The organism is Halobellus sp. GM3, from assembly GCF_052545375.1.
Window position 1 is genome coordinate 444,333 of the sequence record NZ_JBQWLT010000001.1, and the last position, 12,464, is coordinate 456,796.

General features: G+C 67.2%; 13 protein-coding genes. 6 read left to right on the plus strand and 7 right to left on the minus strand.

Translation table 11 applies throughout. From position 1 onward, the window contains the following. Positions 1-14: 14 nt before the first annotated feature. Positions 15-980: a tRNA 2-thiolation protein NcsA gene (ncsA, locus tag ACT3HL_RS02180; RefSeq protein WP_445085157.1), complete on the minus strand. Its 966-nt coding sequence runs from the start codon at positions 978-980 to the stop codon at positions 15-17. Between the two features lie 313 nt (positions 981-1,293). Between ncsA and ACT3HL_RS02185 the strand changes: the two genes are divergently transcribed. After that, positions 1,294-1,938, plus strand: coding sequence for a DUF7095 family protein (locus ACT3HL_RS02185; protein WP_445085158.1), 645 nt, complete (start codon positions 1,294-1,296; stop codon positions 1,936-1,938). Between the two features lie 58 nt (positions 1,939-1,996). Here ACT3HL_RS02185 and ACT3HL_RS02190 read toward each other — a convergent pair whose 3' ends face one another. From ACT3HL_RS02190 to ACT3HL_RS02205, 4 genes are all read right to left on the minus strand, one after another. Beyond that, positions 1,997-2,806 (minus strand): methyltransferase domain-containing protein, encoded by an 810-nt coding sequence (locus ACT3HL_RS02190; RefSeq protein ID WP_445085159.1) that lies wholly within the window; start codon positions 2,804-2,806, stop codon positions 1,997-1,999. Between the two features lie 51 nt (positions 2,807-2,857). Further along, on the minus strand, positions 2,858-4,240 hold the full coding sequence (locus ACT3HL_RS02195) for an endonuclease/exonuclease/phosphatase family protein (RefSeq protein ID WP_445085160.1): 1,383 nt from the start codon (positions 4,238-4,240) through the stop codon (positions 2,858-2,860). 87 nt (positions 4,241-4,327) lie between these two features. Continuing rightward, complete coding sequence (locus ACT3HL_RS02200; RefSeq protein ID WP_445085161.1) at positions 4,328-5,158, minus strand: deoxyribonuclease IV; 831 nt, start codon at positions 5,156-5,158, stop codon at positions 4,328-4,330. 132 nt (positions 5,159-5,290) lie between these two features. Further along, the gene (locus ACT3HL_RS02205) at positions 5,291-6,115 is read right to left on the minus strand and encodes a lipoyl protein ligase domain-containing protein (protein ID WP_445085162.1); all 825 of its coding nucleotides are present in this window, start codon (positions 6,113-6,115) and stop codon (positions 5,291-5,293) included. A 135-nt stretch (positions 6,116-6,250) separates the two neighbouring features. On the opposite strand from ACT3HL_RS02205, the gene ACT3HL_RS02210 reads away from it, so the two are divergent. From ACT3HL_RS02210 to ACT3HL_RS02220, 3 genes are all read left to right on the plus strand, one after another. Continuing rightward, positions 6,251-7,174, plus strand: a complete 924-nt coding sequence (locus ACT3HL_RS02210; protein ID WP_445085163.1) for an RIO1 family regulatory kinase/ATPase domain-containing protein — start codon at positions 6,251-6,253, stop codon at positions 7,172-7,174. Between the two features lie 309 nt (positions 7,175-7,483). After that, a complete protein-coding gene (locus tag ACT3HL_RS02215; RefSeq protein ID WP_445085164.1) occupies positions 7,484-7,960 on the plus strand; it encodes a DUF5793 family protein in 477 nt (158 codons plus the stop codon). 135 nt (positions 7,961-8,095) lie between these two features. Further along, complete coding sequence (locus ACT3HL_RS02220; protein ID WP_445085165.1) at positions 8,096-8,725, plus strand: uracil-DNA glycosylase family protein; 630 nt, start codon at positions 8,096-8,098, stop codon at positions 8,723-8,725. A 340-nt stretch (positions 8,726-9,065) separates the two neighbouring features. Here the strand turns inward: ACT3HL_RS02220 and ACT3HL_RS02225 are convergent, their stop codons facing one another. After that, entirely contained in the window at positions 9,066-9,965 is a 900-nt protein-coding gene (locus ACT3HL_RS02225) for a DnaJ domain-containing protein (protein WP_445085166.1), read from the minus strand. Between the two features lie 145 nt (positions 9,966-10,110). Between ACT3HL_RS02225 and ACT3HL_RS02230 the strand changes: the two genes are divergently transcribed. Both ACT3HL_RS02230 and ACT3HL_RS02235 read left to right on the plus strand, forming a co-directional pair. After that, on the plus strand, positions 10,111-11,133 hold the full coding sequence (locus ACT3HL_RS02230) for an MBL fold metallo-hydrolase (protein WP_445085282.1): 1,023 nt from the start codon (positions 10,111-10,113) through the stop codon (positions 11,131-11,133). A gap of 40 nt (positions 11,134-11,173) precedes the next feature. Next, entirely contained in the window at positions 11,174-11,458 is a 285-nt protein-coding gene (locus tag ACT3HL_RS02235) for a DNA-directed RNA polymerase subunit L (RefSeq protein WP_445085167.1), read from the plus strand. A 50-nt stretch (positions 11,459-11,508) separates the two neighbouring features. Here the strand turns inward: ACT3HL_RS02235 and hisF are convergent, their stop codons facing one another. Further along, positions 11,509-12,321 (minus strand): imidazole glycerol phosphate synthase subunit HisF, encoded by an 813-nt coding sequence (hisF, locus tag ACT3HL_RS02240; RefSeq protein ID WP_445085168.1) that lies wholly within the window; start codon positions 12,319-12,321, stop codon positions 11,509-11,511. Positions 12,322-12,464 lie beyond the last annotated feature (143 nt).

The following is a 12,464-nucleotide window of genomic DNA, read 5'->3' on the forward strand; positions in this document are numbered from 1 at the left end:
GCGCGTCTGACGAGTCAGACCGCTTGCAGCGACGACAGCAGCCGGCACTTCCGACAGACCTCACGCGTCGTCTTCGACCCACAGCGCTCGCACTCCCGCATCTCGGCCGTCGAGTCGCCGCGGTAGCGCTCGACCGCCATCGACGCCATCTCCTCGTAGCCGGACATAATCGAGTGACGGGTCCCGGGGTGGCCCTCCTCCAGTTTCAAGAGTAGCTCTTGGATCTCGCCGCGGAACGCCTCCGAGGCGTGCGGACACTCCGTGATGTGCGCCGGGAGCTCTCGCAGGTGGGCGTACAGCGCCACTTCCTTCTCGGGCACGTCGCGGAGCGGCTTCGCCCGCGGCACGAAGTGCTCGGAGTCGGTGCGCTCGTCGAACGGCCCGAGGCTGGCGTCGAAGTGCTTGGCCATCTGCCCGACGTCGCCCTCGAAGACGTTCATCAGCGCCGTCTGCGCCTCGTCGTCGAGGTTGTGACCGGTCAAGAGCAGGTCGGCGTCGAACTCCTCGGCGTAGGTCTCCAGCAGGTCCCGCCGGAAGACACCGCAGTACGCACAGGGGGCCATCCCCTCGGGATCGTCCTCGACGACGTCGTCCATTCGGACGTCGAACTCCTCCTCGTAGGTGACGAGTTCGTGACGCAGCTCCAACTCCGCGGCGAGTTCCACGCAGGCGTCGACGCTCTCGTCGCGGTACCCCTCGATCCCCTCGTGGATCGTCAGCGCGATGATCTCGATGCGGGGGTCACGGCCGAACGTCTCATCGAGGATCTGTGCGAGCACGACGCTGTCCTTCCCGCCGGAGAGCCCGAGCACCCACCGCTCGGGGTCGTCGGGCGAGGCGTCCTTCGGCACGAGCCCGTCCGATCGGATCCGCCGACGGACCCGCTTTTCGACTGATGCACGGAAGTGGTCCTCACAGAGGTGTGCACCGGAGTAGCCGGCGTGCATCACGGCGTCGCTGCCGCATTTGTCGCACTCCATCGAGTCACCGTTGGCGACGCTGCAGGATACGGGTTTCGCCTGACGATGCGGCCGCCGCGGCCGCCCGAATCGGAACGCGTGACGAGGGAGAGGGGGATGGGGGGGGAGGCACCCCGGGGCTGCGTTGCCCCGGATGGTCACCGAGAGGGTGACCGATCGATCGACACCCCCGAGGTGCCAGCGACACCTAGGGAGACCGTACTCAAAATTCCTCCGAAAACCCTGTACGGGGGCGACTTCAGCGCACACTCGTCCCGGACGCCCTCGCGACCGGCGTCGAAACGCATTCGTTCGTCGCGCTCGGAGGTCGCGTATGCAACGCGCGAGTGCGCTCGACCGGATCGAATCCGTTCTCGACCGCGTGGAGGCGGGTCCGCTCCCGGTCCCCGTCCGCGAGGTCTGGGTGTACGGCGACGTCGCGCTCGGCCTCGATCCGATCGAACGCCTGAACGTCTACGTGACGAAGGACCTGCTGCTCCGGGGGGACGCCGAGGCCGCGGCCGCGTTCGAGGCCGCCCACGGCGTGAAGGGCGTCGGACAGACGGTCTCCGCGGAGTGGGCCGAGGCCCACCCCGAGCGCGTTCGGGCGAACGCGAGCGGCCACGCCGCGCCGGAGCGGTGTCTCGCGGCCGACCTCCTGTCGGACGACGAGCCGGTTCACCTTGAAGTGTGTAACGCTCCCTTCGAGGACAACGTGAGACAACGGCTGAAGGGCGCGCTCGCACGTGACGCCTACGAGCAGATTCTGGACCCGCGCGGGGTCTGCCTCTACGCCGACGGACAGCGCTCGCCCTCGGCGCTCGAGAAGCTCCGCGAGGGCGACCTCGTCTTCCCGACGCTGTCGGAGTCGCTGGCGATGCTCGGCGCCGACGAGGCGACCGCCCGGGAGGCGGCAGAAGCGATCAGCGACCACCGGGCGTCGCAGTCGGGGCGGACGGTTCGCGGCGACGTGGTCTGACGCGGCCGGCCGTTTGCGGTGACGTCGTCTGAGGCGAGCGGGAAGCGAAACCGCACGGCTACGTGCCGTCGCCCACGCGGCCGACGACGACGTCGAAGGGCACCACCTCGGAGCGGCGGTAGGTCCCCGCCCGCATCGCCTCGATCACCGCTCGGCCCATCTCGCGCCACTCGCGACGGAGGGCGTCGTACTCCCGTTCGGACAGCGTCCGCCGCAGTTCCCGCTCGTGATCGCCGAGCGCCGCGCCGCTGGCCTTCCGGGCGGCCGCCGTCAGCGCCGTCTCGGAGTACGGGGATTCGACCACCTTCCGGTGGTAGTAGCGTCGCGTCTCCACGTCGTCGAGACCCGCCTTGCGGAACAGCGATTCCAGCCGGTCGCCCATCGCGACGTCGGTTTCGACGCCCGCGATGTACGCCTCGCGGACGCTCCGTTCCAGTTCGACTTCCGCGGTGACCGTCGAGTCGACGCCGACGTCGGCGTTGTCGGGCTCGATGGCGGCCACGCGGTCCGTCGAGAGGCAAGCGAACGCCGAGAGCGCGGACACCGGATCCGGGAGGTTGACCAAGAGCGCCTGGCAGACGACGAGGTCGAAGCTGTCGTCGGCAAAGGGCGGCCGCGTCGCGTCGCCGGCGACGACGTCGAGTCCGGTCTCCTCGCGGGCGACCGCGAGGAGGTCGGTATCGGCGTCGAGGCAGACGACCTGCCCCGGCGACTCCTCGTCGAGGACGCGGGCGAGTTCGCCCGTTCCGGCCCCGGCGTCGAGGATCCGTCGGCGATCTGAAAGCGAGAGCGGGTCGAGCGCCTCCCGGGACCGCTCCCACATCCCCTCGCGCGTCCGACGCAGGTACTCCGGCGAGAACTTCCGCACGTCGCGGGCTACCGCCGGCGCGGTGAAAAGCGGGTCGGTTGCGCGTCGCGGTCAGCGCCGTTCGCGCTGTCGCAGCCACCGCCGGATCCCCGCCCCGACCGTTACACCGACGAGCGCTGTGAGACCAGTCCCCACGCCGAACCCGGGTATTTCGTTCGCCGTCGACGGCCGCTCCGAACCGGCGGTGTCTGCTCCGCCCGTCGTCTCCGTCGGTCCTGTCGACTCAGTCGTCATCGTCCGGTTCGAGACCGACTCCGACGGCTCTTCCGTGACCGATTCGTCGGGTTCCGCTGCCAACTCGACGAAGACGCCGGTATGATCGGACGGCCACAGTTCGGTGCCGTCGGCCGTGGTGAACGTTTCGACGCCCAGACGACGCGAGTCGGTTCCCGTCAGCTCCCGCCCCCGCACGAGAACGTGATCGATCCGTCGCGTCAGCCCGTTCTCCTCGGACGAGCGGAACGAACTCGGGCGACAGCACGTCCCGCCGATCTCACTGCCGACGGCGTCCGACAGCGACTCTGTCAGGATGCCGTACGCATTCTCGCGACCGGTCTCGCTCTCGTCGGAGGTTCCCGTCCGGTCCGGGCCGCCGTTGAGGTCCCCGAGCAGGACGACCGGTTCGGAGACCGCCGCGAGCGCCTCGGAGAGTTCCGTCGCCTGCGCCGTTCTGACCGACTCGAGACCCGCTTCGAGGTGCGTGTTCACGACAGTGACCGCCCCGTCCCCGACTCGCAGCGTCGCTCGCGCGTATCCCCGTTCGATCTCGACGGACCGCCCGGGTCCGATCGGGAGCGACAGCGCCTCGTCGTAGCCCGCGGTCTGCGTCTCGGCGACTTCCAGTTCGCCGTCCTCGCGGACCAGGATCGCGTCTCGATCGGTGAGACGGACGTCGACCGGGTCGCCGTCGACGCGAGCCGGAAACTCCAGATCGGCGTTCGTCGCGACCGCTTCCGGGGTGTAGGGCGCGTCCCTGGCGTCGAGCGCCTCCCGGAGCGCGGCGAGGAAGTCGACTACGACCTCCCCGGCGTCGGGTTTCTCGGGATCGCCCCCCGATCGAGGCCCGCGGCGGACGATCGCAGCCTCCTGTACGCCGACGACCGCCGGCCGCACCGCCGCGAGCGCGTCCGCGACGGCCGCCATTCGCGCCCGCGGCCGCCCCGCTCGAACGTCGTCGTACAGGGCTCCGACGCGTTCGGGAATCGGCGCGTCGGTGTCCGAGCGTGCGACCGAGAGGAGGTCCGCTCCCAGTCCCAGGTTCTGCGTCGCGACGGTCAGCCCGTCGGCGACGACATCGGGCGGTTCGGCGTCGGCGGTCCCGTCGTCGCCGTTCGCCGCGACCGTCCCTGCACCGCTATGGAGGAGTGACGCACCGGCGAGCGCGCGGCCGCCCGTCCGGAACAGTCGCCGCCGAGAGATCGAGGTCTCGTCCACGGTTACGGGGGTTGGGGACCGTATCTGATGAACCTTCGGTGGTCGGCGTCGACGGCCCCGTGGCGCTCGACGGAGATCGCGATCAGATCACTCCTCGCGGAGTTCCCGGACGCGCTGGATGTTCCAAGCGAAGCCCTTGCCGTCCTCGTTCGGGGTCTCCAAGACGAGCGGCACGCCGTCGATCGCCGCGTGGTTGACGAACGCGCGCATCCCCGCTTCGCCGATCAGTCCCTCGCCGACGTGGGCGTGTTCGTCCTTGTTGGTCCCACACTCGTGTTTCGAGTCGTTGAGGTGGACGCAGGCGAGCCTCTCGAGGCCGACCGCGGCGTCGAGTTCCTCGATGGTCTCATCGACGCCCGCGGCGGTCGAGAGATCATAGCCCGCGGCGAAGGCGTGTGCGGTGTCGAGACAGATCTCGAGGTCCTGTTCGCTCTCCTCGAGGACGTATCCCAGATGCTCGAACTCGCCGCCCATCTTCGTACCCGACCCCGCGTCGGACTCGACGAGGACGGTCACGCCGTCGGGGACGTCGAGTTCGTCGAGCGCCGAGACCGCGTTGTCGAGTCCCTGTTTCTCGCCCGCGCCGGTGTGTGCGCCCAAGTGGACGTTCACGTACGGGATGTCGAGCAGCGCGGCGGCCTCGACCTCCCGTTGCATCGAATCGATCGACTTCTCGCGGAGGTCGTCTTTGGGCGTACACAGGTTCACGAGATACGACGAGTGGATGACCCACGGCCCGACGTCGTTCTCGGCCGTCTGGTCGCGGAACGCCGCGGCGTCGTCACCGTCGATGTTCGGGTTCTGCCAGACCTGCGGTGAGTGGGTGAAGATCTGTCCGCAGTTGCCGCCGTCCTCCAGTTGTCGGTCCACCGCGTTCGCGACGCCGCCGGCGATAGACTCGTGTGCGCCAACTCGCATACGCGACCGTGATTCCCCGGGAGTAAAGCCACTTCGGAGTCCGACGGTCCGCGAGCGGTCGCTGTCTGCGGGCCGTCGTCTGCGGTCTGGACCGATCGTCGAACGGCGATCGGGACGGTCGACGGACGGCACTCAGGATCGATCGGGTCGGCGCCGGACCCACTCGTCGTCGGCGTACTTCTCGTCGGCGCGCTCGCGCGCGCGCTCAAGTTCGTCGTCCGTCCACCCGCCGCCGTCGGCGTCGGCCCACTCGGTGAGCGTCGATTCGACCGCGGCGACCATCTCCGACCGAGAGACGTCAGCCAGTTCGTCGACACCGACGACGCGCTCTGTGAACTGTTCGGGGTCGACGTCGTGGCCGGCGAAGGCGGCGAGGTGTTCGGCCGCCCGAACCGAGTAGGTGAGCGAGCCGTGCTGGATGACGGACTCGCGGCGGCGGTACTGCGCGTTGCCGCTGATCTTCCGCCCCGCCGCGACGATGTCGTGGGCGGGGTGCAGCTCGCGGAGGTAACACGCGGGTCGCCAGATCTCAGACACCGGCTCGGAGACGTAGTCGGCGTCGATGCCGAGACGGGCGAACGCCTCGAGAATCGGCTCACAGAGCAGGTGATACGCCTCCAGTAGATCGCCCGGCAGCTCGGATTTCGGCGCGACGATCGAGTAGGAGACGTCGCCGTCGACGTCGTGGTAGATGCCGCCGCCGCCGGTCTGTCTCCGGGTGACAGAAATTCCGCGGTCCGCACAGTGCTCCCAGTCGACGGTTTCGGGGTCCTGACCGTACCCGAGCGAGAGCGTGCTCGGTTGCCAGCGGTACACCCTGACGGTTCTGGGTCCGCCGGCAGCGGCGGTTTCCCCGGCGATCTCGTCGAGCGCCATCTGCATCGGTCCGTCGCGCGCCTCCTCGGCGATGAAGCGCCACTCCCGGTCGGCGAGCGGCCCTGCCGTCTCGTCGGTCATACCGGAGGCTACGGCTGACGTGGGAAAGCGGTTTCGTCGTCGGCGTACGGGATCTATTTGATATAGCTAAATACGGTATATTTGGTGGTCGGGCAGACTCGCGGTCCTTTTACGCGTCGCTACCCACCGGTCGGTATGGTGCGGAACGTCGCCGGCGTGATGGCCGAACTCGAACCCGAGGACTTCTATCTCCTCTCCGGCGTCGAGCAGGGGATGCGCTTCTCAGAGTGGGTGAACCGGGGGAAGCTCCCGTCGCTCTCGAATCTCACCCCGGAGGAGGTCGAGTACCGGCTCGACCGGTGTGCGACCCGGGAGCTGATCGAACGGAAGACGATCCAGTACGAGGGGTACACCCTGACCGCCGAAGGCTACGACGCGCTCGCACTTCGGGCGTTCTCCGAACGCGATACGATCGAGGGCGTCGGCGCGCCGCTCGGCGTCGGTAAGGAGAGCGATGTCCTCGAAGTACAATCGTACCGGCCGCTGGCCCTGAAGTTTCACCGCGAGGGGTACACCAACTTCCGCGAGGTGATGCGCGAACGCGATTACACCTCCGAACACCGGCACGTCTCGTGGCTCTACACCGCCCGAAAGGCCGCAGAACGGGAGTACGACGCGCTCGAATCGCTCTTTCCGTCGGTCTCGGTTCCGCGCCCGATCGACCAGAACCGCCACGCGATCGTGATGGCGAAACTCGACGGCGTCGAACTGGACCGGGCGACGCTCCCGGCCGAACAGGTCACGGGTGTGTTCGATTTGATCCTTCGGGAGATGGCCACCGCCTACGAGGCCGGCTACGTCCACGCGGACATGAGCGAGTACAACGTCGCCGTCAGCGAGTCCGGGGTGACGATATTCGATTGGCCGCAGGCCGTCCCGACGGACCACGACAACGCGCGCGAACTGCTCGACCGCGACGTCGCGAACCTCCGCTCGTATTTTGAGCGGAAATACCCCGGACAGGTCCCCGAACTCGACCTCGAGTCGGTAGTCGACAGCGTCGCCGCAAACGAGTTCGAGTCCGTTCGCGACCACGTCGTGTCATCGACTCACGACTGAAGTCGTAAGCTTCCTCCTCGCAAGGCCGTGAGCCCCGCGCTCTTTTGACGGCTGCTCTTTCGATACTCGCGGGAGTGTGCAGTACCGTACCGGTGAGCCCGTCGTGAGTGATTCTTCAGCGGTCAATAAACTTCATTCTGCAATATCAAACCGGATGTCTACGGTTACGCGTTCCCCGCTCAGAGCGTGTGCGCTGTGGCGAATCGAGCACCACCTCAACTGCCCGGGACGCATTCTCACTCGGGCGTGCGCGTCGTATGACGCGGGCGTTACGTTCATACGCGATGACGCCTAACCTCGAGGTACGGAATGAGGCGGGATTACTTCGAGTTGGATGTTGAAAATATCGAGTGGGTCGAGGACGGCGGCGACCCGAGAAAGCCCTTGGTCCGGATCGATTTCCACGGTCCGGACGGGGCCCTGAAAGCGCGACTCTCCGATCCGACCGGGTCGTTTCTCGATGCGAGCGAGACCGACGTCGCGTTCAGACTGCAGGATTCACTCGAGGAGCCGGACGCCGCCGGCGTCGTCAGCGTCACGAACCGGATCACCGGGGACTTCGTGCTCGAACTCAACGAATCCGCCGCCGACGTCCTCACGTTCATCCGGGCCGCCCGCGAGTACGGCCGCACCGCTGCGGATTCGGGGGACGGCCGCTATCGCGTCGAGGTACGTATCGACGGCGAGGAGGCGGTGGTCTACGAGAAGCAGACCTTCCTCGTCTACGACGCCGACGGGAACCTCCTGCGCTCTCACAGCCTGATCCCCTCGGGCGTCGAACTCTGAGCGGATCTCGCCGACGGTTCCTCGCAGCCCCGGTCTGCAAACGGTCTGCTCCGTTTGCCCCGCTCGGCGTACGGAGCGCACCACGACAGACCGATTCGGCAGCAATTTAACCGGGCCGTCGTAACGGATCCTATCGTGGAGAACGTCACCGACCGGACGAGCAACCCGTTCGATATGCGCCCGCCGTGTGAGCGCTTCGTCCCGGGATACGGCGACGCTAACGCGGATTTTCACGTTATCGGCGACCACCCCGGGGTTCACGGCGGCCTCGACACCGGCGTTCCCTTCACGAACGACGCGGGACATCGGTTGCAGCGCGCACTCGCCGACGCCGGTCTCCTCGACTCGGTCGGCGACTGCCCCGATACCGGGAGCACGTTCTTCTCGTATATTCACCTGTGTGATCCATCCGACGACGACCCGCAGCAGTCCGCATACGACGATCTGGAACGCTTCTTCGACGCCGAACTCCGGGCTATCGCCGCGCACGTGCTCCTTCCGGTGGGGGAGCGAGCAACCGCGCACGTCCTCGAGACCTACACCGCACAGGCGTGGAAAGTCGAGGTCGACATGGAGGCGCTGCACGCGACGGAGATCCGCGGTAGTGGATTCCTCGTCTACCCGATCAGAGATCCCAGCGAGTGGGACGAAACACACCGCGACAGACTCGTGACGGCGCTCACGTCGCTTCAGTCGACGGACTTCCGCCGGGAGGCCGACCTCGGCCGATTCGGCCCGGACGGCGAGTCGTATCTGGTCCGGTGACTGATCGTCGCCGGGGTACCTTCGGGTTCGTTCGAGACGAATTCGAGGTGTCCAGCGATATCTCGATGCGTCACATCCGTTTCTGAAATGATCGTCAAATCACCCAAATAATACCACATTCGTCTATATATCTACGAGAGTTTGGATGGTATTGACACCACCAAATCGTTTTTCAATACAAACACCGACTATTGCTTTGGCGCGCGTGGTTGAACCACCCGGCGCGTCACAAACGGACCTGCGAGGCTGGTGCTCTTCGCAGTGGCTTGGTCAGTCAGGGGTCGGTCGGTTCGGCCCCATTTTCCGTTCGCACCACGTCGAATCCCGCGGCGATCGTCCGTCACGTTCTCAGGAGGACACGCCCCACGTCGACGAGAAACAGTATCGTCGCCGCGAGGGGGAGCACGACGACGAGCGCGAGCACGGCGCCGAACGGCGCCGCAGCGACCGTACCGAGTCCGAGGGAGACGAGCGGAGCGACCCCGCCGGCGAGGTACAGATACGCCGTTCCCCGACCGAATGAAGCGATTATTCCGCCGAAGGCGAGCGCGAGGACGACCGCGCCGACCGGGAAGAGAAGCGACGCGGGCGCGTCGACCGCGGCGGTCTGCACCACGTACGCTCCCGGTGAAACGAGCTCTGAGGTCGCTGTCAGCGTCGGTATCGGGTCGGTCGCGACGGCCTCTCGGAGGTGTGACAGCGCCGCGGTGTTCGCACGGAGGTACGCCGACAACCCGGCGAGATAGACGGCCCCGGCGACGAGGACGCCGACCCAACCGTACCAGAGCGGGCGACGTCGCCCGCGAACAGCGCTCCCCGACCCGGTGTGGCGGTCTCCCGACGACGCTCCCGCGGTCCCATTCGCTCCGGCCGCCGTCTTCCTTCGATCGTCTCGTTCACCCGCGCGCTCCGCGTCGTCGCTGTCGTCCCGCCCCGCGTCGCTGCGACCGATACCGTCTCCGCCGGCGTCGTCTGCGGTCGCTTGCGACGGCTCCATCGTCGGCAGACCCCCGAGGCGTCGCCGGACGTAGGTCGCGTGACCCATCCGATCGTAGGCGGCCCGTTCGCGCTCGTCCGCGAGCACTTCGTGGGCCTTCTTGAGGGTCTTGAACTGCGCGTTCGCCCGCGCGTCGTCGTTCACGTCCGGGTGATACGTCCGGACCTTCTCGCGCCACGCGCGGTTGATCTCGTCCGTCGAGGCGTCCTCGGACACCGCCAGCAGATCGTAGAAATCCTCCATCCCCTGCTCGCGCGGTTTGCCACCGACGGAATTGAATGTACCGACCGTCGGGGGCCGGCCGACGGCGCGCTCTCGCAGTCGCGACCGCGACACCGAGGCCGATGGCAATTCTCATAGTCGTAGGTCCGATTCCTCGTGTATGGACGTGACCCGCATTCCGCTCGGGAGCACCGTCTTCGAGGGGGAGAACAACGCCTATCTCGTCGACGGAACCGTCACGACGCTGATCGACGTCGGGGGTTCGATGCCGAGCATCCGGTCGAATCTCCTCGACGGTCTCGCCGACGCGGACGTCGCACTCGAGGACGTTGACCGTATTCTGCTGACTCACTGGCACGCCGACCACAGCGGTCTCGCCGGCGAACTGCAGGCGGAGACTGGCGCGACGGTCTTCGCACACGAGGCAGACGTGCCGCTCATCGCCCGAGATGACGACGCGGTGGCCGAACTGGAGGACCTCAGGATTCGGCGTTTCGAGCAGTGGGGCATCCCCGAGGCGAAACTGGAGGAACTGCTCGAGTTCCGGGACGGATTCGAGACGGTGGGAGGCGAACCGGCCGCGGTCGACCCGCTCTCGGACGGCGACCGAGTCGCCGCCGGCGACGGCGAGCTCACCGTTCATCACCTGCCGGGACACGCCGCGGGCCTCGTCGCCTTCGCGTTCGAGACGACCGACGGCGGAGCGAACGCGGGCGATGTGGACGGCGTCAACGCGGACGAGGTCCCGAACGGCAGCACCGAGGCGTTCGTCGGGGACGCGATCCTCCCGCAGTACACGCCGAACGTCGGCGGCGCGGATCTGCGCGTCGACCGCCCCCTCGAACAGTACATCGACAGCCTCGACCGACTCATCGAGTGTGATCTCGACTGGGCGTGGCCGGGACACCGCGACCCTATCGAGGACCCCTCCGAACGAGCCCGCGTTATTCGCTCTCACCACGTCGAGCGGACGCGCCGCGTCGTCGAGGCGCTCAGAGAGCACGGCCCGGGCGACGCGTGGACGGTCAGCGCTCACCTCTTCGGCGAACTCGAATCGATCCACATCCTCCACGGCCCCGGCGAGGCGTACGCGCATCTTGACCACCTCGAACGCGCGGGCGTCGTCGAGCGCGACGACTGGACGTATCGACTCGTCGACGCCGACCCGGACGTGTCGGCCCTGTTCTGAATACGAAATACTGAAACGCCGTCGCCGGAAAGGAGACCGTATGGAACTGCGGGTCATCGACAAGACGGACGAGGAACTCCGCATCGAGGTCGCCGGCGAGGATCACACCTTTATGAACGTGATCAAGGGCGCGCTCTTGGAGACAGACGGCGTCGCCGCCGCCACCTACGACGTGAACCCCGAGCAGTCGGGCGGTCAGACCGAGCCGATCCTCTCGATCAAGACGGAGGCCGGCGTCGACCCGCTCGACGCGCTCGGCGACGCCTCGCGGAACGTACAGGAGACGGTGGAGAACTTCTCGGCCGCGTTCGAGTCGGCACGGTAGTCCCGTCGGCGTTGACCGCGACAGCCGACGGCGCGCCCTCGCTCTCGACGCTACAGTCGGACGGGGATACCGCGCTCGTCGAGGTACTGTTTGGTCTCCTGGATACTGTACTCGCCGAAGTGGAAGATCGAGGCCGCGAGCCCGGCGTCCGCTCCCGCTTCGGTGAACACGTCGTACATGTCCTCGGGACCGCCGCAACCGGAGGAGGCGATCACCGGCGTCGAGACGGTATCGCAGACGGCCTTCGTCAGCGGGATGTCGTACCCCTCTTTCGTCCCGTCGGCGTCGATGGAGTTGACGAACAGCTCTCCGGCGCCGCGGGACTCGGCCTCCCGCGCCCACTCGACGACGTCGATTCCGGTCCCCTCGCGGCCGCCCTTGACCGTGCACTCGAACCAGCAGGACTCGCCGTCGACGTCGACGTAGTGCTCTCCCTGCTCGTCGAACCGCCGTTTGGCGTCCACGGAGATGACGATGCACTGCGCGCCGAAGGAGCGGGCCCCCTCGCTGATCAGGTCGGGGTTCGAGAGCGCCGCCGTGTTGATCGAGACCTTGTCGGCCCCCGCTCGGAGCGTCTCTTTGATGTCCTCGCGCGTCCTGATGCCACCGCCGACGGTCAGCGGAATGAACACCTCGTCGGCGACGCGGGAGACCGTATCGAGCATCGTCTCGCGGCCCGCCGCCGAGGCGGTGATGTCGAGGAAGACGAACTCGTCCGCGCCGGCCTCGTTGTACAGTTTCGCCATCTCTACGGGGTCACCGGTGTACTGCAGGTCCTCGAAGTTGACGCCGGTGTAGACGGCGGGGTTCCCGTCGTCGTCGAGGTCGACGTCGATGCAGGGGATGATCCGCTTTGTGAGCATTTGTTGTCTGTGTGTTTGCGGATCGGCCGCTTGACGGTTTCGGCTACGGCAGAGGCGGGCGGCAGTCGGCGATGACCGGAGACGGACTGTCTCCGACACGGACGTTTATAGGCGATGACGGGACCAGTCGCCGCGTGTACTGA

What these genes read in the sequence shown, in the direction of transcription:
- hisF (WP_445085168.1), bottom strand. Translation starts at nt 12,321, where the DNA reads ATGCTCACAAAGCGGATCATCCCCTGCATCGACGTCGACCTCGACGAC.
- ACT3HL_RS02205 (WP_445085162.1), bottom strand. Translation starts at nt 6,115, where the DNA reads ATGACCGACGAGACGGCAGGGCCGCTCGCCGACCGGGAGTGGCGCTTC.
- ACT3HL_RS02225 (WP_445085166.1), bottom strand. Translation starts at nt 9,965, where the DNA reads ATGGAGGATTTCTACGATCTGCTGGCGGTGTCCGAGGACGCCTCGACG.
- ACT3HL_RS02185 (WP_445085158.1), top strand. Translation starts at nt 1,294, where the DNA reads ATGCAACGCGCGAGTGCGCTCGACCGGATCGAATCCGTTCTCGACCGC.
- ACT3HL_RS02215 (WP_445085164.1), top strand. Translation starts at nt 7,484, where the DNA reads ATGAGGCGGGATTACTTCGAGTTGGATGTTGAAAATATCGAGTGGGTC.
- ACT3HL_RS02210 (WP_445085163.1), top strand. Translation starts at nt 6,251, where the DNA reads ATGGTGCGGAACGTCGCCGGCGTGATGGCCGAACTCGAACCCGAGGAC.
- ACT3HL_RS02235 (WP_445085167.1), top strand. Translation starts at nt 11,174, where the DNA reads ATGGAACTGCGGGTCATCGACAAGACGGACGAGGAACTCCGCATCGAG.
- ACT3HL_RS02200 (WP_445085161.1), bottom strand. Translation starts at nt 5,158, where the DNA reads ATGCGAGTTGGCGCACACGAGTCTATCGCCGGCGGCGTCGCGAACGCG.
- ncsA (WP_445085157.1), bottom strand. Translation starts at nt 980, where the DNA reads ATGGAGTGCGACAAATGCGGCAGCGACGCCGTGATGCACGCCGGCTAC.